A 25,503-nucleotide genomic window follows, 5' to 3' on the forward strand; every position below is an offset into this window, starting at 1 on the left:
GCGCGTGGCCTTGCTGGTCGGCGCGTTTTTTTTTTGCCACAATGGCCAACCAACCTGAGCAGTGAGTGTGGCTGTGCAAGCTGACGCCTATCCAGAATCTGAATCGCCGCCGGAATTTGATGACGGTGACTTCGCGAAATTGAAATTGCCTCCGCACTCTCTGGAAGCGGAGCAATCGGTGCTGGGCGGCTTAATGATTGCCGGTGAAGCTTGGGACTCGGTTGCCGATATGGTTGGCGAGGGCGATTTCTTTCGCCCCGAGCACCGTCTGATTTACGCCTGTATGAGTCAGCTGGTCGAGCAAGAGCAGCCGATTGATGTTGTCACCTTGGCGGAAACCCTGGCGCGCAACGGGCAGCTCAAAGAGGTGGGTGGCACCGCCTACCTTGCCGAAATCGCCACCGGAACGCCGTCGGTTGCGAATATTCGTGCCTACGCGCAAGCCGTGCGCGAGCGTTCGATCTTTCGCTCGCTGATCTCTGCGGCCAACTCCATTGCCGATACGAGCTTTAACCCTGAGGGGCGAAGCAGCGACGAGGTGCTGGACGAGGCCGAGCGTCGCATTATGCAGATCGCTGAGGAGCGCCCGAAAGCGGGCGGTCTGGAGCCGATCAATCCGCTGTTGAAGGAAGCCGTTGATAAAATTGACGAGCTGTTCAACAACGACGATGCCATTACCGGTTTAAGCACAGGCTTTGAAAAACTCGATGAGATGACCTCTGGCTTGCAGAAGTCGGACCTGGTCATCGTCGCTGCGCGACCATCGATGGGTAAGACGACGTTCGCCATGAACCTGGTGGAAAACGTCCTGTTGCGATACGAGCAACCGGTACTGGTGTTCAGTATGGAAATGCCAGCCAGCCAGCTAATGATGAGGATGTTGTCGTCAGTGGGTAAGATCGACCAGGGTCGGGTGCGCAGCGGCAAACTGGAAGAGGAAGATTGGCCGAAGCTGAGCGCAGCGGTAAGTAAGTTGAAAGATCGGCCGCTGTTTATCGATGATACCGCCGCATTGACCCCCACCGAGGTGCGCTCACGGGCGCGCAAAGTGCTCCGCGAGCATGGCAGTATCGGCATGATCATGCTTGATTACCTGCAGCTGATGCAGGTGGCTGGCAAGGGAAGCGAGGGGCGAACTGCGGAAATCTCCGAAATATCACGCTCGCTCAAGGGGATAGCAAAAGAATTCGACTGCCCGGTCATCGCGCTGTCACAGCTTAACCGGGCACTGGAGCAGCGGCCCAATAAGCGCCCGGTGAATTCCGACTTGCGGGAATCCGGTGCGATCGAGCAGGATGCCGACGTCATCATGTTTATCTATCGTGATGAGGTCTACAACGAAGAAACGCAAGATAAAGGCGTTGCGGAAATTATTATCGGCAAGCAGCGTAACGGCCCCATCGGAACCGCGAGATTGAGCTTTATTGGTAAATTTACGCGCTTCGAAAATCTCGCCTTTGGCGATTACGACGACCCCGGTTACTAATATCAGATGACACGGAGCCAGCGCCGGTCTCCGTTCATAGAGACGGGCGCTGGTCTTCCTCGTTCGCCGCAGGCCGCGACTGAATGAAACGGCCAAAGAATATTCCCACTTCAAACAGTAGCCACATTGGCAGCGCCAGTAGCATCTGCGAGATAACGTCTGGCGGTGTTAGCAGCATACCCACGACAAAACAGGCCACCACCACGTACGCACGCTTGGCTGCGAGCTTTTCAGCGCTGGTTACGCCGGCGCTAATCAGTAAGACCGTGGCGATGGGGATTTCAAAGGCAATGCCGAAGGCCATAAAGAGCTTCAGCGCGGTGTCGAGAAAGCGAGAAATATCGGGTGTATAGGACACGCCCTCCGGTGTGATACTGCTGAAAAAGCCAAACACCAGTGGGAATACCACAACATAGGCAAAGGCCAGCCCGAGATAGAAGAGCAGCACGCTGGAAAACAACAGCGGCGCGGCAATACGCTTTTCGTGGCGATACATGCCGGGGGAGATAAAGGCCCATATCTGGTGAAGAATCACCGGGATGGCCAGACAGACAGCCGACACAAGTACCAGTTTAAATGGGGCGAGGAAGGTGGAGGCAACCTCGGTGGCGATCATGCCGCTGCCTTCTGGCAGGTACTGTTGCAATGGCTGCGAGACGAAGGCATAGATCTCTGAGGAAAAGGGCATAAGCCCCAGTGCGCAAATCAGTACTGCCAATACGATTCGCAATAAGCGGTCGCGCAGTTCAGTGAGGTGGGCAATCAGGGGTTGGCCTTGATCTTGGTCAGCGTCGATACTCATGGCGCGGGGTCGCTGCCTTTTTCTTTAGTGGGGGTGTTATTACTGGCGTCGGGGGCTGCTACGGGGCCGGCTTCTATCGCTTCCGGGGCAATGGAGTGCTCGTCCAGCGCGGGCTCGGGCGTGTCGTCCTCGGCGTCCTGCTTCGCATTGGCGCGGCTTAGCGAGCGCTCAACAGAGCGGATGTCGTCGGCGGCACTTTCAAGGCCGTCTCGCAGGGATTGTTTGCTGTCTTCCAGCGAAGCCATTATCGACTCATTGTGGAGCTGCCGGCGGATTTCATCGGCGCCGACCTCTCGTTCGATTTCCTGGCGAATGCTGGTAAAGCTTCTGCGCAGCCGTCCTAGCCATAAGCTGATTGTTCTCACTGCGGTTGGCAGGCGCTCGGGCCCTAATACCAGCAGACCGAGTACAGCGATCAGCAGCAGTTCGGCAAAGCCGATGTCAAACATGGTTTATTTTGACTCGCTTTTTTGTTCGCTTTGCTCGGCTTGAGCACTGTTTGCTTCGCCGTCGGCCTCTTTTTGCTCAATGTTTTTGGCCTTGTCGTCTTCGCCATCAAGGCTGTCTTTAAAGCCTTTTACGGCGCCGCCGAGGTCGCTGCCGATATTTTTAAGCTTCTTGGTACCAAACAACAGCACCACAATTGCCAGAATGATCAACAGTTGCCAGATACTAATACCACCAAGTCCCATTGCTACTTACCTCACTTATTGTTTGTTGTTGCCGCGCTGTGCTTTTTCATCATGGCCGGAAAGCCCAAAGCGCCGCGCAAGTTCATGTAAAACATCGCTGTGGTCGATGCCCAAGTGTTGAAGCATAACCATCGTGTGGAACCACAGGTCTGCGGTCTCATAGATTACGTCTTGATGGTTGCCACTGTGCTCGGCATCCTTGGCGGCGATGATCGTTTCCACGGATTCTTCGCCGACCTTTTCCAGAATTTTATTGAGCCCCTTGTGGTACAGGCTGGCTACATACGAGCTGTCGGCGTCAGCGTTTTTGCGCTCGGCGAGCACCGCATCTAACTCACTGAGTATCGATGTATCCGCGGCATCAGAATTACTTGTCATAGATCTCTTCCGGGTTCTTTAGTACCGCTTCCTGGGTTTGCCACTGCGCCTCTTTCAGGCTGCGATAGAAGCAGCTCTGGCGCCCTGTATGGCAAGCGATGCCGCCTATTTGTTCAACCTGCATAAGAATTGCGTCGCCGTCGCAGTCTAGCGCGATGTCATGAAGCGTTTGTGTATGGCCGGAACTCTCACCCTTGCGCCACAAAGCGTTGCGCGAGCGCGACCAATAAACGGCGCGTTGCTCGCTCACGGTCAGTTCAAGCGCTTCGCGATTCATCCATGCCATCATCAGCACGCGACCGCTGTGCACGTCTTGTGCAATGGCAGCGACCAAGCCAGCGTCATTCCATTTGACCTGGTCTAACCACTGTTTACTGTCTTGCCGCTGCATAAACATACTGCCTTCGTTTTCTGCGTGCGCCTACTTTACATTAGCGCGAGCGAATTAAGAAATATAAACCGGCGCCTAGCAAGGCGAGGCTCGCGGTGGGTAGTGACTGCAAGCCAAGGCTGATTTCCGGATTGGCGATCAATGCGGCGGCCAGCAGGGCGACGATACCCAGTCGTTGGTTTCGCGCGCGCCTATCGCGTTGCTCAGCCTGTTTTTCCGCCTGTTGTAATTGCAGGCGCAGTGCGTCGTTTTGCGCTTGCTGCGGCGGTTGGCCGCGCTCAAGCAGCGTCTCGGGTAATTGCGGAAGTTGCTCCAGCCAGCCGGGCAGTCGGTGGCCGACGCGCTTCAGCATACTCTGGGGCGAATAGCGGTCGCGGATCCAGCGCTCCAAAAAAGGCATGGCGGTTGCCCACAGGTCGAGCTGCGGATACAGCTGGCGCCCCAGGCCCTCTACATTCAGCAAGGTCTTTTGCAACAGCACCAGCGAGGGTTGTACTTCCATATCGAAGCGGCGAGCAGTTTGAAACAGGTATACTAGCAACTGGCCGAAGGAAATTTCTGACAACGGTTTTTCAAAAATCGGTTCGCTGACGCTGCGGATGGCTGCTTCAAATTCGTGAACTTTGGTGTGCGGAGGCACCCAGCCGCACTCGACATGGAGCTCTGCGACTTCGCGGTAGTTGCGCTGGAAGATCGCCAGTAGGTTGCGCGCTAAATAGTACTGATCGAAGTCGCTCAGGCTGCCGATAATTGCGCAATCAATAGCGATGTACTGCGGTGACTGGGGGCGGCCTTCGGCAACGAAAATATTGCCGGGGTGCATGTCCGCGTGGAAAAAGCTGTCGCGAAAAACCTGGGTGAAGAAAATTTCCACGCCGCGCTCGGCGAGCTTCTTCATATCCGTGCCCTGTGCGTTCAGGGTCTCCACATCGGTAACGGGGATGCCGTGAATGCGCTCAATGACCAGCACGTTGCGGCGGGTATAGTCCCAGTAGACCTCGGGCACATAAAGAATATCTGAGGCGGCGAAATTGCGGCGCAGCTGCGAGGTATTGGCGCCTTCGCGCTGTAGGTCCAGCTCGTCGTAGATGGTGTGACGATAGTCTTCAACGACCTCCTCGGGGCGAAGGCGGCGGCCATCGGGGAGGTGGCGGCGGACAATGCGAGCAATGCTCTGCATTAACTGGATGTCTTTGCCAATCGTGGTTTCAATGCCGGGGCGAACGACTTTAACGACGACCTGCTCGCCCGTCTTCAGCGTTGCGCAGTGCACCTGGGCAATGGAGGCCGAGGCCAGCGCGTTGCGATCGAAAGAGGCAAACACGTCATCGACGCTCTGGCCCAGCGCTTTTTCAATTACGGCGACCGCCTGGTCGCTGGGAAAAGGCGGTACGCGGTCTTGCAGTAATGCGAGTTCTTCGGCGATGTCGTCGGGCAGCAGGTCCCGCCGGGTAGAGAGCAGTTGGCCGAATTTGATAAAAATCGGCCCCAGCGACTCAAGGGCTAAGCGCAGTCGCTGCCCTCGGCTCAACGCCGGTGCCGGGCACAGGCGCCAGGGGCCACAGCGCAGAAGTAGGCGCAATCGCAGTGGCAGTTTGTCCTGGGGAAGCAGCAAGTCGATGCGATAGCGACAGACGATAATGAGTATGGCAAGCAACCGGCGCAGGCCCATTCGGTATTCCTTTGTTACTGAGTTTTCAGGCGCTGCTGTAGGCGACGAAGTTTCGCTTCGAGACGCTCACTGCGGGCGTTCAGGTCGTCGATATCTTTGAACATCGCTTCTGCCTGCAGGGGGTGGGGCAAGAGTCGACTCTCTTCTAGTAAAAAGTCTTCAAGCTGGCGGCGCAGGTTTTTCCCGGTCCCGCTCAGCCAGCGATGCCCGGCGCGCAAGCCCCGGCCAATTTGGTGTGCGGCAACGTCGCCAAAGGCCTCGGCCAGTGGGTGTTCCCAGTCTAGTTGCAATTCGGCCAGTAGCTTGCGCAATGCCAGCAGGGGGGCGGTGTCGCCGCTGACTTGAATATTGCCGTTAATCAACGCTGCTGCCGGATCGTCAGCGGAGGCGACGGCGGCGAAGTCTCGCCAGTGCCCTCTCAGTGCGGTGCTCGGTGATTGTGGTGCGTGCAGCCCCAGTTTTAGTCGCTTGCCGTTAATGCTGAGCCCGATATTCAAGTCGGGCTCGCGCAGCTCCAGGGCAAAGCTTTCGCCATCGAGCTCGGCGAGTTTGGCGGCGCTACTCGGGTCGAGCTGCAGTGCTCGGTTGACCGCGTCCTCCAGCCCTGAGAGGGCTGCAGTGCTGATCATGGGGGGAATCACGGCTTGACGCCCCGGTGAACGGCAACCACGCCGGCCGTCATATTGTGGTAGCGGACCTCGGCAAAACCGGCTTCGGCCATCATTTCCTTAAGGGTTTCCTGGTCCGGGTGCATGCGAATGCTCTCGGCGAGATAGCGGTAGCTGTCTTCGTCATTGGTGATGAGCTTGCCCATGCGAGGCAGAATGTCGAAGGAGTAGCGGTCGTAGACCTTGCTCATTAATTCATTGGTCGGCTTGGAGAATTCCAACACCAGCAAGCGCCCGCCTGGCTTCAGTACGCGCAGCATAGAGCGCAGCGCGGCGTCTTTGTCGGTGACATTACGCAGGCCAAAGGCGATGGTAATGCAGTCGAAGCTATTGTCCGGGAAGGGCAGGCACTCGGCGTTGGCCTGCACATACTCAATATTACCGACAATGCCGCGATTGGTTAGTTTTTCACGGCCCACCTGGAGCATTGAGTCGTTGATATCGGCAAGCACAACCTTGCCTTCACTGCCAACTAAACGGCTGAATTTGGCCGCCAAGTCGCCGGTGCCGCCCGCGATGTCGAGCACGCTATTGCCGCGTCGGACGCCGGAAAGTTCAATGGTGAAACGCTTCCAAAGTCGGTGAATGCCCCCGGACATGAGGTCGTTCATTAAGTCGTATTTGCCGGCTACCGAGTGAAAGACACCGGCTACCATGTTTACTTTTTCACCGCGGTTGACGGTTTTAAAACCGAAGTGGGTTGTTTTGTCGTCTGCCATAGTCTTTGTCCCGAGGGGCGTGGGGCGCTGATCGCGCGCGTGCGGCGATATTGTATCCGCTGCGACGGCGGCCTGCACGGCCGTTGTTAGATATTCAATTTACTGCGCATTTCCCGCATACGACGGCGCTGTTCTTCCGGTTCCAGAGGCTTTGCCTCCGGTGCGGGGAGCGCCTCTGGATGCGGGGGTTCTAGTGTGTGACCGCTGCGCACCTGCTCGCACAGCGCGTGGTAGTGGCGCTTGTAGACCGGGAAGGCCTGCTGCTCGGTATTGTTTGCCAGAAAATACCAATCGCTTTTGCGTCCAGCGTGGTAAACCGCAGGGTGGGACCAGCGGTATTCATTTTTGGGTGAGGGCGCTCTGCAAGCCTCTACATAGGCGCTGTGGGGGTCTGGCAGGCCCAGTGCTTGGTCGTCGGGTTCGCAGTATTTCAAAATGCCTTTGATCGTCGGCAGGAATTCAGACTCGCGAATGGCGCGATGACAGGCTGCGGTAATTTGCTCTGGTGGAATATGGCAAAGGTTGCTGAACCAAAGCTTCTTGGCATAAGAGAGCTTTTCGGCGTTTGCGAAGGCTTTGTTGTATTGGTTGTGATAGACGAGCTCAAACTCCGCAAACATGCGGTTGATGGCGTCGATAACAGCGCTCTTATCCGGCAGTGGCTTAGAGGCCGTCGGCCCAGCTTCGGTCGGTGTGTTTGTCGATGAAGCCAGTTGCCGCTTGGCTTGATCCAGAAGCTTTTTGCTGTCGTGCATCGTATTTGTCCAGTTGGTGACTGTGTGCCCAGCGATATTTTACATGCTGTAGAAACTTTGTATTCCAGGAGCGTTGGGTCTGGCCGCTGTCACGCCAGAACAGTATAAACTCGGGAATCTGCTCGCGGGCAAAGTCGGCATCGATCCTCGCCATGCGCAAAATTTCAAAGACTTCCGGGCTGGGCTGCCAGTCGTTGCGAATCGGCACATGGGCTTGTTCGTGGCTGACGGCATTCGTGTATCGCGCCCACTGCAATCGAATATGTTGTAGGAATCGAGAGTTCCAGTTGCTATCTTGCGTGCCGCGCTCGCGCCAGTAAAGAATGAACTCGGGAATGGCGTCTTCAATGAAGTGCTCACTGATGCCGTCGCGCAGCAGGATGTCGAGAGCGTCTCGGCTGGGGCGCCAGTGATTGTCGATGACTTGGTGCCGGGCTTGCTCTATTTCAGCGTATTGCTGTTTTTTCCAGCGGCGGCTGACGTACTGGCTAAATGTGCTGCTCCAGGAGCTTCTTGCTTCGCCGCTTTCGCGGTAGTGGGCGATGAACTCGGGTATACACGCTTCGATAAAGTGGTTGCTCACCCGGTTGAAGCGGGTGAGGTATTCCACGGCGGCGGGGTCGGGGCGCCAATCGGCACTAATAAGCTGGCGTCCGGGAACGGCCTGGGTGGGTGCGCTGCTGCGCACTGCCGGTTCGGGCTGTGTTGATGCCGGCCGAGCTGGGGCGTTTTGGGGCGCGCCGGTTTGCTGAGCGGGCATGGCAAAGCGAATGTTGCGGGCATTGCTGATCAGCGCGCCGCCGATAATAATGAGTCCCTGGTCGTGGAGTTGTTGAAGCAGGCGGTCAATATCGGCGCTTTGCCAGAATGGCAGTTGTTCTTCGAGCCGCTGGCGGTCAATAAGCAACCAGTCTTGACCCTGGCGTGGGCGGACTTCCAGCAGGGGCTGCCAGTCGGCGAGCAACTGGTATAGCAGAGCGCACTCCAGGCCAATGGTTGCTGCCAGAGTGGGCGATACCAGTAGGGGTCTTTCCAGTAGTGGCGCCGACATGAATCATTATCCTCGCTTGGCAGAGTATTGTACGGGCTAGTCGCCTGTTCTGTCAGCACAGCAGCGGAGCACAAAGTATGGCGAAGGCCAAAACAGCCTATGTTTGTAGTGATTGCGGTTCCGACCATCGCAAGTGGCAAGGGCAGTGTCAGGACTGTGGCGCCTGGAATACGCTTACCGAGGTGCGCTTGGCTGCGGCAGGTGCCGCCTCGGCGCCTGCTGGGCGCCAGGGCTATGCCGGCGCTGTTGGCGAACTGCAAAGTCTGTCGAGCGTTCAAATAGAGGATTTACCGCGAATTGCCAGCGGTTTTGAAGAGCTGGACCGGGTGCTCGGCGGTGGTTTTGTACCGGGTTCGGCGGTGCTGCTTGGCGGTCACCCTGGGGCGGGGAAGAGCACCATGTTGTTACAGGTGCTGTGCCGCTTGGCGACGCGCAGCCGCTGTTTGTACGTCACCGGGGAGGAGTCACTGCAGCAAGTGGCCTTACGTGCACGCCGCCTTGGTTTGTCGGCAGAGGAGTTGCAGCTGTACTCCGAAACCAGTCTGGAGGCGGTATTGGCGCAGGCGAATCAGCACCGGCCGTCGGTGTTGGTGGTCGACTCGATTCAGGTATTACATAGCGAGCAGGTGAGTTCGGCGCCCGGCAGTGTTTCCCAGGTTCGAGAGTGCGCCGCGGCGTTAACGCGCTTTGCCAAGCAGACCAATACGGTGTTGATTATGGTCGGCCATGTGACCAAAGACGGTGCGCTGGCTGGCCCGAAGGTGTTGGAGCACATCATTGATTGCTCGATTATGTTTGAGGGCGGCAGTGACAGCCGTTATCGCACCCTGCGCGGCCATAAAAACCGCTTTGGCGCGGTGAATGAGCTGGGCGTGTTTGCCATGACCGAGCAGGGCCTGAAAGAGGTTAAGAACCCGTCGGCGATTTTCCTGAATCGCGGTGATGTGCAGGCGGCGGGCAGCGTGGTGATGGTGGTGTGGGAGGGCACTCGCCCTCTGTTGGTAGAGATCCAGGCGCTGGTTGATGAAAGTAATTACGGCAATCCCCGTCGTGTTGCGGTGGGGTTAGAGCAGAACCGCTTGGCGATGTTGCTGGCGGTGCTCCACCGCCATGGAGGATTGCAGCTCGGCGATCAGGACGTATTCGTCAATGTGGTTGGTGGCGTCAAGGTGCTGGAAACCGGGGCTGACTTGGCGCTGTTGTTCGCCATCGTATCGAGTTTTCGCGACCGCGCCTTGCCCGAAGACTTGGTCGTTTTTGGCGAGGTGGGCTTGTCGGGGGAAATTCGCCCTGTGCCCAGTGGGCAAGAGCGCCTTCAAGAAGCGAAAAAGCACGGCTTTAGCCGCGCTATCGTGCCTAAGGCGAATGCTCCCCGCGGCGATATCGCAATGGATGTCGTCGCGGTCAGCACGCTTGCCGAGGCTATCGAGGCAATGTAACGCTGCCTCGCTGTGGCGCCTTTAGAACAGCTCTATCGGCTCGCCGCTGTCTTCTCCATAAGGGCTGCTGCCACCGCTGCTTGTGTTCACGGTAGTGGGCGCATTCTCTGCCCGGAAGTATTCAAAGATTGCATTGCTCTGCCCCGGCGCGGCCAGGGTGCCGGTTTCCGGGTCAATACGCACCGACACGATACCCTCGGGCTGTTTTAGGTAGCGCTCCTGGCGGCCCTGCAGTGCGACTTTCATATAGTCGATCCAGATTGGCAGGGCAACAGAGCCACCGTACTCGCGGCGGCCCAGCTTCTGGTTTTGGTCGAAGCCGACCCATGTGGAGGTGACCACGCCGCTGCTGTAGCCAGAGAACCAGGCGTCGGTTGGCCCGTTTGTGGTTCCCGTCTTGCCGGCAGCATCGCCGCGTTTTAGGACTCGGGCTTTGCGCCCGGTGCCGCGTGATATAACGTCCTTGAGAATGCTGTCGATAAGGAAGACAACTTCCTCGTCGATCACTCTCTCTGCCAAGTCCTGCTGGCCGGCAGCGGTGTCGGCATGGAGGTCATCCAAAGAATCTGCTTCCACCATGCTATCGATGTCGTCGAGCCTGTCCAGGCCGGCTTCGCAGTTGCGGCAGGCGACTTTCGGTTCAGCGCGGTAAAGGGTGTTGCCATCGCGGTCGATGATTTGTTCTATCAGCCACGGCGACACCTTATAGCCGCCGTTGGCAAACGTGGCGTAGCCGGTAACCACGTCGAGAGGCGTCAGTGAGTGGCTGCCCAGCGCAAGAGAAAGGTCTCTTGGGAGGGTGCGGCCGTCGAAGCCAAAGCGGGAGACGTAGTCGATGGCGGTATTGATTCCCAGCTCTCGTAAAAGTCGAATCGATACCAGGTTCCTAGACAGGTACAAGGCTTTGCGCAGTCGCATTGGGCCGTTAAATTTGCCGTTGGAGTTGCTCGGGCGCCACGTTCCCCCCAGTGAGGCGTCATCGAATACGATGGGGGCATCATTGATGATGCTCGCTGGTGTAAAGCCATTGGCCAGTGCGGCGGTGTAAATAAAGGGTTTAAACGCTGAGCCTGGTTGCCGGGCAGCCTGAGTGACGCGGTTGAATGAGCTTCGCTGATAGCTATAGCCGCCGACCAAACTGAGAATGGCGCCGGTGTCTGCGTCCAGTGAAACCAACGCTCCCTGAATGGCGGGTAGCTGTGAAAAAATCCAGCGCTTGGGGAGTGATGAGCTCATGCGCAGCCTGACAACGTCGCCAGGGGCGATAAGTTCATCTACGGATTCCACTTCGTAGCTATTTCGGTCTTCATTAATATACCGAACGCTGCCGGCAAAACCCTGTTCCCAGTCGAGGGTGGTTTGCTCGCCGGTGGCGAGTAAGAATGTTGCGCTCTGGCTCTCTATGTGGAGAACAAGGGCTGGGTGCCAGGGGCCGATGGCGCCAATGTCGCGAAGCTTGTCGCTAAAGTGCTCGCGCTGTTGCTCGTTGAAATCGGCGGGGAGCGGCCATTGTTGTTCAGGGCCTCGATAACCGTGGCGACGATCGTATTCGATAACGCCGTTTATAACGGCCTGGTTTGCGGCAGTTTGTAGGGTGCTGTCGACGCTGGTGATAACGCTGTAGCCGTTTTCATAGGCATCGCGGCCATAGCGTTTCAGCATTTCGACGCGGACCATTTCGGCGGCGTAGGCGGCACTGACGTCGAGTTGTGTACCGTGTCGGCGGGCGGTGATGTTTTGCTGTTTAGCCGCTTGGTAATCGGCTTGGTTGATATAGCCCAGCGCAAACATTCGGCCGAGTATCCAGTTTCGGCGAATCCGGGCTCGCTCTGGGTTGGCAACAGGGTTGTAGGCCGATGGGGCTTTGGGTAGTCCGGCGATCATTGCCATTTGGGCAAGGCTGAGTTCCTTAATGGACTTGCCGTAATAAGTTTGCGCGGCGGCCTCGATGCCATAGGAGTGGTTGCCGAGAAAGATTTTGTTGAGGTAGAGCTCGAGGATGTCGCCTTTGCTGAGTTTGCGCTCTATTTCGATGGCGAGAAAAATTTCGGTGAATTTACGTGTGAAGGTGCGCTCTTGGCTCAAAAAGTAGTTCTTTGCGACTTGCATGGTAATGGTCGAGCCGCCGGTTTGAATGCTGCCGCTGGTGATCAACTGCGATGCCGCGCGCAGCAAACTGGTGAGGTCGACGCCGCGGTGTTGGTAGAAGCGGTCGTCCTCGGCGGCCAGAAACGCCTTGATGAATGTGTCGGGGACTTCTTGAATGCTGACCGGTGAGCGACGTTTTTCGCCGAATTCACCGATAACCTGGCCGTCTCTGCTATATATTCGCAGAGGTGTTTGCAGCTCGACATCGCGTAATTTTTCCGCCTCGGGGAGCCGTGGCGCTATGTACAGGAAGGCGGCGCAGAACACCATGACAGCGCCACAGGCACCAAGGAGTGCCAGAAGGCTAAAAGAACGTAACAGCGAAGTAGTGCGAGCCATATTTTTCCAGTTATGCCAATGGGCTTTTAAAACGCGGACAATAGGATACCCAAATCTGTGACACTATCCGGGTATTTTTTTCATAACTATTTGCGCAATGGTATACACTGGTATTTAATCTTGCATATAAGAATTCGCCCTAAGTCCACGATGTAAATAGGAAAATAACAGTGCTAGATGGCTTGTTAGGCGGTCAAAAATCTCGCAATTTGCTCGGTGTAGATATCAGTTCCAGTGCGGTAAAAGTGCTGGAGTTGAGTCGTAGCGGGGAAAAACTTCGCGTTGAAAGCTACGCCGTAATGTCGCTGCCGCCTCAGTCCGTGGTTGAAAAAAATGTGGTTGAGGTCGAAGCCGTCGGTGAAATCATTAAGGCCGTATACAACCGCTCTCGGAGCAAGGTGACCAAGGCCGCGGCCGCTGTGCCCGGGTCTGCGGTGATTACCAAAATGCTGCGAATGCCCGCTGATATGAATGATAACGCCATGGAGGCGCAGATCTCCCTGGAAGCTGATCAATACATCCCCTATCCGCTCGATGAGGTGGCGCTGGACTTCGAGGTTGTCGATGTTGCCGAGGACGAGCCGGATCAAGTTGAAGTCATGCTGGTGGCCTGCCGCCGGGACAACGTCGATAGTCGCGTTGAAGCGCTGGAGATCGGTGGTTTGGAGCCGAAGGTGATGGACGTCGAGGCCTACGCGGTGGAGCGCAGCTTTGAGCTGATGGCGCCGCAGATTGGCGTGGATGAAAATACCGTTGTCGCGATCGTCGACATCGGCGCGAGCATGACCTCGCTAAGTGTGATCGTCGATGGTGAGACGGTATACACGCGCGACCAAGTGTTCGGCGGTCGCCAGCTCACCGAGGAAATTCAGCGTCGCTACGGCTTGAGTGCGGAAGAGGCGGGATTGGCGAAGAAACAGGGCGGCCTGTCGGATGACTACGACAGTGAGGTGCTGGCGCCCTTTAAAGAAGCCGCCATTCAGCAGGTTTCGAGGTCTTTGCAATTTTTCTTTTCGGCGAGTCAATACAGTGCTGTTGATACTATTTTACTCGCCGGCGGCGTTGCCGCGATGCAGGGTTTGGCTGAAATGGTCGAAGAGCGCCTGGGCGTAAATACGGTGGTTGCGAACCCCTTTGCCAATATGGCGATTGCCTCAGGAGTCGATGCCATGCGCTTGAGCAATGATGCTCCTGCCATGCTGGTGGCTTGCGGTTTGGCGCTGAGGAGCTTCGACTGATGGCGAATATTAACCTTTTGCCCTGGCGTGAAGAGCGCCGCCAGCTAATCAAGAAGCAGTTTCTTATTATTCTGGGTGCCTCGGTGGCGGTTGCCGCACTGCTGATCATGCTGACGATGAGTATTTTTAACAGCGCCATTAGCGGCCAGGAAGGCCGTAATCAGTATTTGCAAAGCCACATAAAACGCATAAACAAAGAGGTGGCTGAAATTCGTGATCTGGAGCTGCGCAGACAACAGCTGCTCGACAGAATGAATATTATCCAAAACCTTCAGGGCACACGCCCGTTAATTGTGCGGGTTTTTGATGAGATGGTTCGCACGCTACCTGACGGCCTTTTCTTTACCTCTGTGGTTCGCTCCGGCAATCGCATCGATGTTGAAGGCATTGCAGAGTCGAATAACCGGGTGTCGAGCCTGATGCGTAAATTAGACGCTTCCAGCTGGTTTTCCGAGCCAAACCTTACGGCGGTGAAGGCAGCAGAGGAATACGGTGATCAGGCGAGCAACTTCAAGCTTTCCTTCCGTATCAGCGCCCCTTCCCCTGAGAAGGAGAAATAAGAGATGGCCGTGCAGTGGCAGGAGTGGGTTGACGAGGTCAAACAGTTTGATATCAACGATATCAACGAGGGCAATATTGGTGCGTGGCCGGTACTGGTTCGCGCTGCGCTCTGGGTGCTGGCCTTTGTGCTGGTATTGGTAGGCGGCTATTTTTACGTGATTGCCGACTTGCGGGTGGAGCTGGACAATGCGGTTGCTAAGGAAGCGAAGCTAAAAACAGAGTTTGAGAAAAAAGCATTTAAAGCGGCGAAGCTTGAACCGCTTAAAAAACAAATGGCGGAAATGGAAGAGTCATTTGGTATTTTGCTGGGTCAGCTGCCGGCCGATACCGAAGTGCCAGGCCTGCTTGAGGATATGACCGAAAAAGCCGTGGATAACGGCTTGGAAATTGACAGCATTAAGCTGCAGCCGGAGCGTACGCAAGAATTTTATATTGAGCTACCCATCGCCATCGAAGTGGAGGGCACCTACCACGATTTGGCGGCCTTTGTGAGCGGTATTGCGAGCTTGCCGAGAATCGTGACGCTCCACGATTACAAAATCAAAACGAACAAGCAGCTTGGCACCCAAAGCATGTCGATCACCGCGAAAACGTATCGCTACAAAGAAATTGACGGGGGATCGTAATGAGATATTTACGGCTCGCCATACCTTTGCTGTCCACGATGCTACTGGCATGCAGCAACAGTGGGCAATACGCCGATATTGATGCCTTTGTCGCCGAAAAGCGTGCAGCGCCCAGTGGTGTTATTGAGCCGATTCCCGCCCTGCAGGCTTATCGTGCCTTTACCTACACCGCATCTGGCTTGCGTGGCCCCTTCACGCAGCCCGTGGACGTAAAAGAAATTGCGCGACTGGAAGCATCCTCCAATGTGAAGCCCAATCTAGAGCGTGAGCGCGAATATTTAGAAAGCTTCTCTATCGATGCGTTGAAAATGGTTGGCACGGTGCGCTTGAACAAGGTGTTGTGGGCGCTGATGAAAACCCCCGATGGCGGTGTGCACCGAGTCAAAGAGAATAATTATTTGGGCCGCAACCACGGCAAGATTATGAAAGTTGGCGACAACTTTATTTCGGTTGTTGAAATTGTTTCCACCGGCGGAGAAGGCTGGGTGGAACGGCCGCGCTCTTTAGAGCTGAGTAGCGGTAAGTGAGAATTCGAGAGGCGGAGAGATTCATGAAAACCCGAACGCAGAAGCACCTCGCCGTGCAGTACATGGCGCGAGGCCATCGCGCACTTATGGGCCAGTGTTTACTGCTGATATCCCTGCTCGCGTCGGCCGCTGTGTCGGCATCGAATCTGACTGATGTGGAATTCAATGCCCTGGAGGGTGGCCGCTTTGAGGCGCGCTTCCAGTTTGATGGCGCTGCGCCCGAAGTGAAGGGCTACACCATTGAAAAGCCTGCGCGCATTGCATTGGACTTGATTGGTGCAAAGAATCAGCTCGACCAGAAAAAATTTCCGCTGGCGTATGACAATGCCAGCAGTGCCATTGTGCTGGAGGGGCGGGATCGCACCCGCGTGGTACTGAACTTAGTCAGCCTGGCGCCCTACGAAACGCGAGTGGAAGGGAACGAGTTGGTCGTCGCGGTAGGTGGCGGCGGCAGCAAGGCCTACCTCAAGGAAAAGTATAACAACCCTGTTTTGTCGATGGCTGAAGCCGCTCCTGAAGCGAGCGGCAATCGCATCACTGACCTGGATTTTCGCCGCGGCGATGCCGGTGAGGGCCGTTTAGTCATTAAGCTGGCTGACGACAAGGCGGACATTAATGTCTTTGTCGAAGGGCCGCGAATCAAAATTGACTTTAGTGGCGTTGCACTCCCAGAGAGCCTTCAGCGACGTTTCGACGTGGCTGATTTCGCCACGCCGGTTAAGTTGATAGACGCGCGCATGGGGGAGAAGGGCGCGAAGTTATCGCTGGATGCGCGTGGAGAGTATGACTATCTCGCCTACCAAACCGACAATGAGTATGTGGTTAGCGTCAAGCCGCTGACAAAGGCAGAGGTGGAAGAGCGTCGCAAAGAATTTGCCTTTGTCGGCGAAAAGCTGTCGCTCAACTTCCAGGACATTGAGGTGCGCTCGGTTCTGCAGTTGATTGCCGACTTCACAGAACTCAACCTGGTGGCCAGTGACACCGTAAAGGGGAATATCACCCTGCGCTTGCAGAATGTGCCTTGGGACCAAGCGCTGGAGTTAGTGCTGAAAACAAAGGGCTTAGACAAGCGCCAAGTTGGCAACGTGCTGATGGTGGCGCCTGCTGCGGAGATCGCCGAGCGTGAGCGTCAGGAGATTGAGGCGCAGAAACAGGTCGAGGAGCTGGCCCCGCTACAGAGTGAATTTATTCGTATTCGCTATGCGGATGCCTCAGAACTCTTCAAGCTATTTAAAAAAAAAGGTGATGGCGACGGTGGTAGCGGCGAGGGTTCTGCCAAGAGCATTTTGTCGCCGCGCGGGAATGTTATTGTCGATGAACGCACCAATTCTCTGTTGATTACGGAGACCGCGGATCGACTTGAAGAGTTTCGCCGTTTGGTGGCGCTGATTGATGTGCCGGTGCGCCAAGTACAAATTGAGGCGCGTATTGTTCGCGCTTCATCCGACTTCGATCGCGCTCTGGGTGTGCGTTGGGGCGGCGCCTACGTGAAGCAGAAAGGCAATGAAATTTATTCTGCAAATGGTGATTTGGAGAGTGATCAGGCCACACGAAATAATTTTGTCGACGCCTTGGTGAGCGGCTCAAATAGCTTTGACGCCGTCCCCGGTCTGGTGACAGATCTGGGTGTTGCCGGTGCAGCGGGCTCCTTTGCCCTGGGTTATATCGGCTCTGATGTGTTGCTGAACTTGGAGCTTTCTGCACTGGAGTCGAAGGGCCGCGGTGAAGTTGTCTCCCAGCCGCGCATCGTCACCGGCGATAAGGAGCCCGCCATTATCAAAGCGGGTACCGAAATTCCCTACCCAGAAAGTTCAGCCAGCGGTGAAACAACGATTGCCTTCAAAGAAGCGGTGCTGAAGCTGGATGTCACGCCAATTATTACGCCTGACGACCGAATTATTATGGATTTGATCATTAATCAGGATACGGTAGGGGATCTGGTGATCGCGACCGGTCTTGGTGGTCAGGTGCCGACCATTGACACTACCGAATTGCAGACGCGCGTTTTGGTCAGCAATGGTGAAACCGTTGTTTTGGGCGGCGTCTACGATCAGCTGGATGTTGAAACCGTAACGAAGGTACCCTTCCTGGGCGATATCCCCTTCCTGGGGCGTCTGTTTAAATCTACCAGTGTGACTCGCGAGAAGCAGGAAACACTTATTTTTATTACTCCACGGATACTCGCGGACAGTTTGATAGATTGATGGAGCAATGCGGAAAACGGAAGTTATATATTTAGTCGGGCCAATGGGGGCAGGGAAGAGCACCATTGGTAAGCTGCTGGCTGACAGCCTGAACATGGAATTCTACGACGTCGATCGAGAGATTGAAGAGCGAGCCGGGGTAGACATACCCTGGATATTCGACATGGAAGGCGAGGAAGGCTTTCGCGAGCGTGAGGCGCAGATGCTTAGCGACCTCAGTGACAGTCCCGGAGCGGTAGTTTCTACCGGTGGTGGTGCGGTGCTGCGCGATGATAATCGCGCATTGATGATGACGCGGGGTACGGTCGTTTATCTTCGCACCTCGGTTGACGAACAAATTCGGCGCACAGCGAAAGACCGCAAGCGGCCCTTGCTTCAGCAGGGTAATCCAGAGGAGACGCTTAGGCGCTTAATGGCCGAACGAGAGCCCCTCTATTTGCAGTTGGCTGACTACAGTATTACCACTGATCAGCGAAGCCCACGCACAGTCGTGCAAGAGTTGGTTGAAAAAATTCGCAGCGGCGACCTGTCGTCGTGATGCTGATATAATTTCCCGCCTACCTCTTTCCACTAACAATATCGGGCAATTCCATGAAGCAGCTTCAGGTGTCGCTGGGTGAGCGCAGCTACCCTATTTTCATTGGTCGCGATTTACTGGCCGGCGAAGGCCTGGACTGGCAGCGTTACATAGGCGGCAAGCAGGCCTGTGTTGTTAGCAATGATCGCGTGGCTCCCCTCTACCTCGATGCAGTTGCTAGGCAGCTTGAAGGCAAGCAACTCTCCACGGTGGTTCTGCCCGACGGCGAAGCGAATAAGACGCTGGATGTTATGGCCACCGTTTTTGATCGCCTGCTCACCGATAACCACAACCGCAGCACTACGCTGATCGCCCTGGGTGGCGGTGTCGTAGGAGATATGTGCGGTTTCGCAGCAGCGAGTTACCAGCGAGGCGTCGCTTTTATTCAGCTGCCAACTACGCTGTTAGCGATGGTTGACTCCTCTGTTGGAGGGAAGACGGGCGTTAACCATCCGCTCGGTAAAAACATGATTGGTGCCTTTCACCAGCCTGAGTGTGTGGTGGCCGATCTGAGTTTGTTGGACAGCTTGCCAGAGCGCGAATACGCGGCGGGTATCGCTGAGGTGATCAAGTACGGGCTCATCTGCGACGCGCCTTTCTTTGAGTGGTTAGAGCAAAATATCGATGCACTGATGGCTCGCGATGGCGAGGCCCTGGCTGAGGCGGTGTTTCGCAGCTGTGAAAACAAAGCCAAAGTGGTCGCTGAAGACGAGAGAGAAGGCGGGCGTCGCGCTATCTTGAATCTCGGGCACACTTTTGGCCACGCAATAGAAACCGCCGAAGGCTACGGAAGCTGGCTGCACGGCGAGGCGGTTGCCGCGGGAATGTCGCTGGCAATGGCCTTGTCAGTATCGCTGGGGTGGTTGGATGCAGAGGTATTGCGCCGTGGCAATGCGCTAATGGTGAAAGCCGGTCTGCCAATATCGCCCCCGCCAGCGATGAATGTGGCGCAGTTCCTGCAACTCATGGGCCGCGACAAGAAAGTGATAGATGGGCGCTTGCGCCTGGTGCTTTTACAGGGCCTGGGTGAGGCGGTGGTTACCGAGGCGGCGAGCCCGGAGCAAATCGCGCAGATATTGGTCGATGCAGGTGTCCAGCCATAAGATTTTTGGCTGAAATTTGAGCAATTTTTGGCCGGCGTTTGTCCGGCTTGCTGCATACGTGTAGAATGTCCCTCCTTTTTTCGGGTACGCAAGCGTGCGCCGAGCTGTCATTTCGACTATCTGCTTGTTTTTCTTATATATTTTGTGAGAGTCGTTTTATGAGTACAGGCCTGTACAGACCTGAAGATGTGCGCGACAACTGTGGTTTTGGGCTAATTGCCCACATGCAGGGCACTGCTAGCCACGAATTGTTGAAGACTGCCATCGAATCACTGACCTGCATGACTCACCGCGGTGGTATCGCGGCAGATGGCAAAACCGGTGATGGCTGTGGTTTGCTGTTGAAGAAGCCGGACAGCTTTCTGCGCCAAGCGGCCCGCGACGCCTTTGGCGGCGAGCTGACCGAGTTATATGGTATCGGCCAGATCTTTTTAAGCCAGGACGAAGGCAAGGCGGCGGCTGCGCGCGCGACTCTTGAAAAGATTCTTGGTGAAAACGGCCTGCAGCAAGCGGGCTGGCGCCCTGTGCCGGTCGATGCATCGGTGTGTGGTGATATCGCCTTGGCAAGCCTGCCACGCATTGAGCAGCTGTTTATCAACGTTGAAGGCCTGACTGCCCAAGAGCTGACCACGCGCCTGTTTATTGTGCGTCGTCAAGTCGAAATGGCGCTCGCTGATGACAGTGAGTTTTACATTTGTAGCCTGTCCGCCGATGTCGTGTCATACAAAGGCTTGGTCATGCCGGTGGATTTGCCCCATTTCTACCTCGACCTTGCCAACCCCGAGTTGGAAACGGCGATTTGTGTTTTCCACCAACGCTTCTCTACCAACACCATGCCGCGCTGGCCCTTGGCTCAGCCATTCCGCATGCTGGCTCACAATGGTGAAATCAATACCGTTGAGGGCAACCGCAACTGGGCGGACGCGCGCACCAAGAATTTCAGCAGCCCCCGCATCCCCGATGTAGAGGCTCTGGCGCCGCTGGTGAATCGCACGGGCTCTGACTCGTCAAGCCTGGATAATATGCTTGAGCTGTTGGTGGCCGGTGGTATGGATCTGTTCCGTGCCGTTCGCATGCTGGTGCCACCTGCTTGGCAAAATATCGAACACATGGATGCTGACTTGAAGGCATTCTACGAATATAACTCCATGCACATGGAACCCTGGGATGGCCCTGCGGGTTTGGTAATGACCGACGGCCGCTACGCGGTATGTATGTTGGACCGCAACGGTTTGCGTCCGTCACGCTGGGTCATCACCAAAAATGGTTTCATCACCGTTGCCTCGGAAATCGGCACCTACGGCTACCAGCCAGATGACGTCGTTGCCAAGGGGCGCGTTGGGCCAGGGCAGATTCTGGTTGTCGATACCGAGACCGGCGAAGTCCTGCACACGAAAGATGTCGATGAGCGGCTGAAAAGCGCCCACCCCTACAAACAGTGGTTGCGTGATAACGCGAATCGCCTGCAGGATCAGCTCGGCCAGGGCAATCGCCCGGCGTTGCCCGAAGCGGATCACTTGGAAAGCCTGCAAAAATATTTCCAGGTAAGCTTTGAAGAGCGCGAGCAAGTGCTGTCGCCTCTGGCCGATAGCGGCAACGAAGCCGTTGGTTCGATGGGTGATGACACGCCAATGGCTGTGCTGTCGCGCAGCGAGCGGTCGCTGTACGACTACTTCCGACAAAAATTCGCTCAAGTTACCAATCCGCCCATTGACCCACTTCGTGAGTCCATCGTGATGAGTCTGGAGACGTTGCTGGGCGCCGAGCAAAATGTCTTCGAGCAAACGGCCGATCACGCTGATCGCTTGATTCTAAGCAGCCCGGTTTTGTCGCCAGACAAGTTTGACCGATTGATGGCGGTAGATTCGCCACGTTATCCGCGGGTAACCATCGACCTTTGCTACGACCCTGCAGAGAAGAACCTGCAGCAAGCCGTTCGCGATGTGGCGGCGGCGGCAGAAGACGCCGTGCGCGGTGGCGATGTGATTCTTGTGTTGAGCGACCGTGCTGTGGAGCCCGGCCTGTTGACCGTGCACAGCTTGCTGGCCACCGGTGCGGTTCACCACCACTTGATCAAGCAAGGTCTTCGCTGTGATGCCAACCTGGTAATTGAAAGTGGTAGCGCTCGCGACTCTCACCAAATGGCCTGTCTGTTCGGTTTTGGCGCCACCGCCGTCTACCCTTATATGTCTTTTGCTGTACTGAGCGACATGCTGAGCAGCGGAGAAATTCTCGGTGACGAGCAAACAACCTACGAAAATTACGTTAAAGGCATTAACAAAGGCCTGCTGAAGATCATGTCGAAAATGGGGATTTCATCGATCTCCTCATACCGTGGTGCCCAGCTCTTTGAAGCCGTTGGCCTCGACGATGATGTGATCAATAGCTGCTTTAAAGGTGTGGCTAGCCGCATCGCCGGCGTTAACTTTGCTCAGCTTCAGCAAGATCAGGAAGCCCTGGCGACCATCGCCTGGTTGCCGCGCAAGCCAATCGATCAGGGTGGCTTGCTCAAGTACGTTCACGGCAAGGAATACCACGCCTTTAACCCAGACGTTGTGATGCGTCTGCAAGAAGCGGTTAAGAGTGGTAACTACGCTGACTGGAAAAAGTACGCAGAGCTGGTGAACACACGTCCGGTTGCTACCCTGCGCGACCTGTTGGATTTCAGCGGTGACGTCACCCCCATCCCGCTTGAGGAAGTTGAGCCTGCAGAGAAAATTCTCAGCCGCTTTGACTCCGCCGGTATGTCGCTGGGTGCATTGAGCCCCGAGGCTCATGAAGCACTAGCGGCGGCGATGAATCGCCTGGGTGCGCGTTCAAACTCCGGTGAAGGTGGTGAAGACCCTGCCCGCTTCGGTACCGAGCGCGTTTCAAAAATTAAGCAGATCGCATCGGGCCGCTTTGGTGTTACGCCTCACTACCTGGTGAATGCCGAAGTACTGCAAATTAAAGTCGCTCAGGGCGCCAAGCCCGGTGAAGGTGGTCAGCTGCCGGGTGGCAAGGTCAATGCCTTGATCGCGCGCTTGCGCCATTCAGTACCGGGTGTAACGCTGATTTCACCGCCGCCTCACCACGATATTTACTCTATCGAGGATTTGGCTCAGCTGATTTTCGACCTCAAGCAGGTGAACCCGCAGGCGCTGGTGTCGGTGAAGCTGGTATCTGAGCCCGGTGTGGGCACCATCGCCGCTGGTGTGGCGAAGGCCTATGCGGACTTGATCACTATTTCCGGTTACGACGGTGGTACGGCGGCGAGCCCGATCACGTCCATCCGTTATGCTGGCTCACCTTGGGAGCTCGGTCTGGCAGAAGCCCAGCAAACGCTGCGTGGCAATGGCCTGCGCGGTAAAGTGCGGGTGCAAACCGACGGTGGCCTGAAGACCGGCCTGGATGTCGTGAAAGCGGCTATCCTCGGCGCAGAGAGTTTCGGCTTTGGTACCACGCCGATGGTAGCTCTGGGCTGTAAGTACCTGCGTATCTGTCACTTGAATAACTGTGCTACCGGGGTTGCGACTCAGGACGAACGCCTGCGTGACGACCACTTTATCGGCACTGTTGAAATGGTGATGAACTTCTTCAAGTTCGTCGCAGAAGAAACGCGTGAGTGGATGGCGCAGATTGGCGTACGCAGCATGGATGAGCTGATCGGCCGCACCGACTTGCTTGTTCAAAAAGCAGGCGAGACGGAAAAGCAGGGACTGTTGGACCTGTCGCCCATTCTTCACAAAGATGCCGATGCTGAAGGTCAGCCAGAGTTTTGCCAGGTTGCCCTCAACGAGCCCTTCGATAAAGGCGAAAAAGCCGAAGCAATGGTGGCGGCTGTATTGTCGGCCATCGAAGCAAAATCGGGCGGCGAGTATAGCTTCCACGTCAATAACTGTGACCGTTCAATTGGTGCGCGGATATCCGGTGAAATTGCCAAGCGTCACGGCAATCTGGATATGGAAGATGCACCGATTGTGTTGCGCTTGGAAGGTACTGCCGGCCAGAGCTTTGGTGTGTGGAACGCGGGCGGCCTGCATATGTACCTCGAAGGCGATGCCAACGACTACGTGGGTAAAGGTATGGCGGGCGGTAAGCTGGTGATATATCCCCCGCGTGGCAGTGCCTTTGCCAGCCAGGAAACCTCTATTGTCGGCAACACCTGCCTTTACGGCGCGACCGGCGGTAAGTTGTTTGCGGCAGGTACTGCGGGTGAGCGTTTCGCAGTGCGCAACTCCGGGTCTCATGCCGTGATTGAGGGTGCCGGTGACCACTGCTGTGAATACATGACCGGTGGCAACGTCACCGTGTTGGGCAACACCGGGGTGAACTTTGGTGCGGGTATGACGGGTGGTTTCGCCTACGTACTCGACGAAGAGAACACCTTCGTAGATCGCTATAACAGTGAACTGGTGGAGATCTGCCGGATCACCTCTGAGTCACTGGAAGCTTACCGCGCTCATTTGCGCGGCAATATCGAAGAGTTTGTTGAGGAAACAGGCAGTGCCTGGGGGCAGCATATTCTCGATAATTTCGACGACTACATCGGCAAGTTCTGGATGATCAAGCCAAAAGCAGCAAGCCTCAGCCGCCTGCTGGAAACCACCAGACGGCGTCCGGAATAAGTAGCCGCGTAGCGAAGAGGTAGAAGATATGGCTGAACGTTTGCAGAATACATTTCAGTTTCTTGATGTGGGTCGCCAAGACCCCAGCAAGAAAGATATGGTGCAGCGCCGCGAGGCTTTTGTAGAAATTTACGAGCCTTACAAAGAAGAGGAAGTTCAGCATCAGGCGCACCGCTGCCTGGGCTGCGGCAACCCCTACTGTGAGTGGAAGTGCCCGGTACATAACTTTATTCCCAACTGGTTAAAGTTGGTGAGTGAGGGCAATTTGTTTGAGGCGGCAGAATTAAGCCATCAGACAAACAGCTTGCCGGAAGTGTGTGGGCGTGTGTGTCCGCAAGACCGCCTGTGCGAGGGTGCCTGTACCCTGAACGACGGCTTCGGCGCGGTAACCATCGGCTCAACGGAAAAATACATTACCGACACCGCGTTGGAGCTGGGCTGGCGCCCGGACATGTCCAAGCGTGTATGGACCGACAAAAAAGTTGCCGTCATTGGTGCGGGGCCTGCGGGCATTGGTTGTGCCGACGTTCTGGTGCGTGCCGGCGTGAAGCCTGTGGTGTTTGATCGTTACCCTGAGATCGGCGGCTTGCTGACCTTTGGTATTCCCGAGTTCAAGCTCGAAAAGTCCGTGGTGCAGCGTCGTCGTCGCGTGCTGGAAGAAATGGGCGTGGAGTTCCGCCTGAATACCGACATCGGCACCGACATCACCATGGAGCAACTGCTGGCCGATTACGATGCCGTGTTCATGGGAATGGGTACCTATAAGTACATGAAGGGCGGTTTCCCGGGCGAAGACCTCGACGGCGTGTACGACGCACTGCCGTTCTTGGTGTCTAACGTCAATCGCAACATGGGTTGGGAAAAGGATGCCGGCGACTTCATTAGCGTCAATGGTAAGCGCGTGGTTGTGCTTGGTGGCGGTGATACCGCAATGGACTGCAACCGCACGTCGATCCGCCAAGGTGCGCAAAGCGTAACCTGTGCCTACCGCCGCGACGAAGAAAACATGCCCGGCTCGCGTCGCGAGGTGCAAAATGCGCGTGAAGAGGGCGTGGAGTTCTTGTTCAATCGCCAACCTGTTGCCATTGTTGGCAACGGCAAAGTTGAAGGCGTAAAAGTGGTAACCACTCAGCTTGGTGAGCCCGATGAGAATGGCCGCCGCCGCCCGGAAGCGATTCCCGGTAGTGAAGAAATTATCCCTGCCGATGTGGTCTTGGTTGCCTTTGGTTTCCAGCCGAACCCGCCAGAGTGGTTAAAGGATCAGCAGGTTGAGCTGGAGTCTTGGGGCGGCGTTAAGGCGCCCGAGCAACAATTGTTTAAATTCCAGACCACAAACCCCAAAGTGTTTGCTGGGGGTGATATGGTACGCGGTTCCGATTTGGTGGTAACTGCAGTCTGGGAAGGTCGTCAAGCTGCAGAAGGTATTCTCGACTACCTGAAAGTATAGCCAACGACGGACGCCGAGCCCGGTTGTAGCAGCATTGCTGTGCCGACCGTGCTCGGCGTCGTCGTGTTTGAAG

At 56.0% G+C, this 25,503-nt stretch carries 22 protein-coding genes; 11 read left to right on the forward strand and 11 right to left on the reverse strand.

Features of this window, described 5'->3' with window-relative positions; all coding sequences use genetic code 11:
* The first annotated feature begins 67 nt into the window (after window positions 1–67).
* The gene (gene dnaB, locus HNR64_RS09210; protein ID WP_286837796.1) at window positions 68–1,486 is read left to right on the forward strand and encodes a replicative DNA helicase; all 1,419 of its coding nucleotides are present in this window, start codon (window positions 68–70) and stop codon (window positions 1,484–1,486) included.
* 34 nt (window positions 1,487–1,520) lie between these two features.
* On the opposite strand, the gene tatC is transcribed toward dnaB, so the two are convergent.
* The 10 genes from tatC to HNR64_RS09260 form a co-directional block, all read right to left on the reverse strand.
* Entirely contained in the window at window positions 1,521–2,288 is a 768-nt protein-coding gene (gene tatC / locus HNR64_RS09215) for a twin-arginine translocase subunit TatC (protein ID WP_204996202.1), read from the reverse strand.
* Window positions 2,285–2,737 carry a Sec-independent protein translocase protein TatB gene (gene tatB / locus HNR64_RS09220; RefSeq protein ID WP_204996203.1) on the reverse strand — a complete coding sequence of 151 codons (453 nt, stop codon included), beginning with the start codon at window positions 2,735–2,737 and terminating at the stop codon, window positions 2,285–2,287. The genes tatC and tatB overlap by 4 nt, the downstream gene beginning before the upstream one ends.
* Window positions 2,738–2,740: 3 nt before the next feature.
* The gene (tatA, locus tag HNR64_RS09225) at window positions 2,741–2,980 is read right to left on the reverse strand and encodes a Sec-independent protein translocase subunit TatA (RefSeq protein WP_204996204.1); all 240 of its coding nucleotides are present in this window, start codon (window positions 2,978–2,980) and stop codon (window positions 2,741–2,743) included.
* Between the two features lie 15 nt (window positions 2,981–2,995).
* Window positions 2,996–3,358, reverse strand: coding sequence for a phosphoribosyl-ATP diphosphatase (locus HNR64_RS09230; protein ID WP_204996205.1), 363 nt, complete (start codon window positions 3,356–3,358; stop codon window positions 2,996–2,998).
* The gene (hisI, locus tag HNR64_RS09235) at window positions 3,348–3,749 is read right to left on the reverse strand and encodes a phosphoribosyl-AMP cyclohydrolase (protein ID WP_204996206.1); all 402 of its coding nucleotides are present in this window, start codon (window positions 3,747–3,749) and stop codon (window positions 3,348–3,350) included. Before hisI ends, HNR64_RS09230 begins: the two co-directional genes overlap by 11 nt.
* A 40-nt stretch (window positions 3,750–3,789) precedes the next feature.
* Complete coding sequence (gene ubiB / locus HNR64_RS09240) at window positions 3,790–5,421, reverse strand: ubiquinone biosynthesis regulatory protein kinase UbiB (RefSeq protein WP_204996207.1); 1,632 nt, start codon at window positions 5,419–5,421, stop codon at window positions 3,790–3,792.
* A gap of 14 nt (window positions 5,422–5,435) precedes the next feature.
* Complete coding sequence (locus tag HNR64_RS09245) at window positions 5,436–6,050, reverse strand: ubiquinone biosynthesis accessory factor UbiJ (RefSeq protein WP_036256368.1); 615 nt, start codon at window positions 6,048–6,050, stop codon at window positions 5,436–5,438.
* Between the two features lie 8 nt (window positions 6,051–6,058).
* Complete coding sequence (gene ubiE, locus HNR64_RS09250; RefSeq protein ID WP_204996208.1) at window positions 6,059–6,808, reverse strand: bifunctional demethylmenaquinone methyltransferase/2-methoxy-6-polyprenyl-1,4-benzoquinol methylase UbiE; 750 nt, start codon at window positions 6,806–6,808, stop codon at window positions 6,059–6,061.
* An 86-nt stretch (window positions 6,809–6,894) separates the two neighbouring features.
* Window positions 6,895–7,563, reverse strand: coding sequence for a replication protein P (locus HNR64_RS09255; RefSeq protein ID WP_239547745.1), 669 nt, complete (start codon window positions 7,561–7,563; stop codon window positions 6,895–6,897).
* The gene (locus HNR64_RS09260) at window positions 7,472–8,614 is read right to left on the reverse strand and encodes a DnaT-like ssDNA-binding domain-containing protein (protein ID WP_204996209.1); all 1,143 of its coding nucleotides are present in this window, start codon (window positions 8,612–8,614) and stop codon (window positions 7,472–7,474) included. Before HNR64_RS09260 ends, HNR64_RS09255 begins: the two co-directional genes overlap by 92 nt.
* Before the next feature lie 77 nt (window positions 8,615–8,691).
* On the opposite strand from HNR64_RS09260, the gene radA reads away from it, so the two are divergent.
* Complete coding sequence (gene radA, locus HNR64_RS09265; RefSeq protein WP_204996210.1) at window positions 8,692–10,053, forward strand: DNA repair protein RadA; 1,362 nt, start codon at window positions 8,692–8,694, stop codon at window positions 10,051–10,053.
* A 21-nt stretch (window positions 10,054–10,074) separates the two neighbouring features.
* Here radA and HNR64_RS09270 read toward each other — a convergent pair whose 3' ends face one another.
* Window positions 10,075–12,540 (reverse strand): penicillin-binding protein 1A, encoded by a 2,466-nt coding sequence (locus tag HNR64_RS09270; protein WP_204996211.1) that lies wholly within the window; start codon window positions 12,538–12,540, stop codon window positions 10,075–10,077.
* Between the two features lie 170 nt (window positions 12,541–12,710).
* Between HNR64_RS09270 and HNR64_RS09275 the strand changes: the two genes are divergently transcribed.
* From HNR64_RS09275 to HNR64_RS09315, 9 genes are all read left to right on the forward strand, one after another.
* Window positions 12,711–13,778 carry a pilus assembly protein PilM gene (locus HNR64_RS09275; RefSeq protein ID WP_286693982.1) on the forward strand — a complete coding sequence of 356 codons (1,068 nt, stop codon included), beginning with the start codon at window positions 12,711–12,713 and terminating at the stop codon, window positions 13,776–13,778.
* On the forward strand, window positions 13,778–14,338 hold the full coding sequence (locus tag HNR64_RS09280; RefSeq protein ID WP_204996212.1) for a PilN domain-containing protein: 561 nt from the start codon (window positions 13,778–13,780) through the stop codon (window positions 14,336–14,338). The genes HNR64_RS09275 and HNR64_RS09280 overlap by 1 nt, the downstream gene beginning before the upstream one ends.
* A 3-nt stretch (window positions 14,339–14,341) precedes the next feature.
* A complete protein-coding gene (locus tag HNR64_RS09285) occupies window positions 14,342–14,965 on the forward strand; it encodes a type IV pilus inner membrane component PilO (RefSeq protein ID WP_204996213.1) in 624 nt (207 codons plus the stop codon).
* Window positions 14,965–15,492 (forward strand): pilus assembly protein PilP, encoded by a 528-nt coding sequence (locus HNR64_RS09290; protein WP_204996214.1) that lies wholly within the window; start codon window positions 14,965–14,967, stop codon window positions 15,490–15,492. The genes HNR64_RS09285 and HNR64_RS09290 overlap by 1 nt, the downstream gene beginning before the upstream one ends.
* A 23-nt stretch (window positions 15,493–15,515) precedes the next feature.
* Window positions 15,516–17,696, forward strand: coding sequence for a type IV pilus secretin PilQ (locus HNR64_RS09295; RefSeq protein ID WP_204996215.1), 2,181 nt, complete (start codon window positions 15,516–15,518; stop codon window positions 17,694–17,696).
* 7 nt (window positions 17,697–17,703) lie between these two features.
* A complete protein-coding gene (gene aroK, locus HNR64_RS09300; RefSeq protein ID WP_204996216.1) occupies window positions 17,704–18,234 on the forward strand; it encodes a shikimate kinase AroK in 531 nt (176 codons plus the stop codon).
* Between the two features lie 53 nt (window positions 18,235–18,287).
* Window positions 18,288–19,376 (forward strand): 3-dehydroquinate synthase, encoded by a 1,089-nt coding sequence (gene aroB, locus HNR64_RS09305; protein WP_204996217.1) that lies wholly within the window; start codon window positions 18,288–18,290, stop codon window positions 19,374–19,376.
* A gap of 158 nt (window positions 19,377–19,534) precedes the next feature.
* Entirely contained in the window at window positions 19,535–23,983 is a 4,449-nt protein-coding gene (gene gltB, locus HNR64_RS09310; RefSeq protein ID WP_204996218.1) for a glutamate synthase large subunit, read from the forward strand.
* Window positions 23,984–24,011: 28 nt separating this feature from the next.
* A complete protein-coding gene (locus HNR64_RS09315) occupies window positions 24,012–25,430 on the forward strand; it encodes an FAD-dependent oxidoreductase (protein ID WP_204996219.1) in 1,419 nt (472 codons plus the stop codon).
* Window positions 25,431–25,503 lie beyond the last annotated feature (73 nt).

Source organism: Spongiibacter marinus, from assembly GCF_016906995.1.
Classification (GTDB): domain Bacteria; phylum Pseudomonadota; class Gammaproteobacteria; order Pseudomonadales; family Spongiibacteraceae; genus Spongiibacter; species Spongiibacter marinus.

Coding starts and splice junctions, on each gene's coding strand:
- tatA (WP_204996204.1), bottom strand. CDS start 2,980: ATGGGACTTGGTGGTATTAGTATCTGGCAACTGTTGATCATTCTGGCA.
- hisI (WP_204996206.1), bottom strand. CDS start 3,749: ATGCAGCGGCAAGACAGTAAACAGTGGTTAGACCAGGTCAAATGGAAT.
- aroK (WP_204996216.1), top strand. CDS start 17,704: ATGCGGAAAACGGAAGTTATATATTTAGTCGGGCCAATGGGGGCAGGG.
- aroB (WP_204996217.1), top strand. CDS start 18,288: ATGAAGCAGCTTCAGGTGTCGCTGGGTGAGCGCAGCTACCCTATTTTC.
- HNR64_RS09230 (WP_204996205.1), bottom strand. CDS start 3,358: ATGACAAGTAATTCTGATGCCGCGGATACATCGATACTCAGTGAGTTA.
- HNR64_RS09315 (WP_204996219.1), top strand. CDS start 24,012: ATGGCTGAACGTTTGCAGAATACATTTCAGTTTCTTGATGTGGGTCGC.
- ubiB (WP_204996207.1), bottom strand. CDS start 5,421: ATGGGCCTGCGCCGGTTGCTTGCCATACTCATTATCGTCTGTCGCTAT.
- HNR64_RS09270 (WP_204996211.1), bottom strand. CDS start 12,540: ATGGCTCGCACTACTTCGCTGTTACGTTCTTTTAGCCTTCTGGCACTC.
- radA (WP_204996210.1), top strand. CDS start 8,692: ATGGCGAAGGCCAAAACAGCCTATGTTTGTAGTGATTGCGGTTCCGAC.
- tatC (WP_204996202.1), bottom strand. CDS start 2,288: ATGAGTATCGACGCTGACCAAGATCAAGGCCAACCCCTGATTGCCCAC.
- HNR64_RS09280 (WP_204996212.1), top strand. CDS start 13,778: ATGGCGAATATTAACCTTTTGCCCTGGCGTGAAGAGCGCCGCCAGCTA.
- HNR64_RS09290 (WP_204996214.1), top strand. CDS start 14,965: ATGAGATATTTACGGCTCGCCATACCTTTGCTGTCCACGATGCTACTG.
- gltB (WP_204996218.1), top strand. CDS start 19,535: ATGAGTACAGGCCTGTACAGACCTGAAGATGTGCGCGACAACTGTGGT.
- HNR64_RS09245 (WP_036256368.1), bottom strand. CDS start 6,050: ATGATCAGCACTGCAGCCCTCTCAGGGCTGGAGGACGCGGTCAACCGA.
- tatB (WP_204996203.1), bottom strand. CDS start 2,737: ATGTTTGACATCGGCTTTGCCGAACTGCTGCTGATCGCTGTACTCGGT.
- HNR64_RS09285 (WP_204996213.1), top strand. CDS start 14,342: ATGGCCGTGCAGTGGCAGGAGTGGGTTGACGAGGTCAAACAGTTTGAT.
- ubiE (WP_204996208.1), bottom strand. CDS start 6,808: ATGGCAGACGACAAAACAACCCACTTCGGTTTTAAAACCGTCAACCGC.
- HNR64_RS09260 (WP_204996209.1), bottom strand. CDS start 8,614: ATGTCGGCGCCACTACTGGAAAGACCCCTACTGGTATCGCCCACTCTG.
- HNR64_RS09295 (WP_204996215.1), top strand. CDS start 15,516: ATGAAAACCCGAACGCAGAAGCACCTCGCCGTGCAGTACATGGCGCGA.
- HNR64_RS09255 (WP_239547745.1), bottom strand. CDS start 7,563: ATGCACGACAGCAAAAAGCTTCTGGATCAAGCCAAGCGGCAACTGGCT.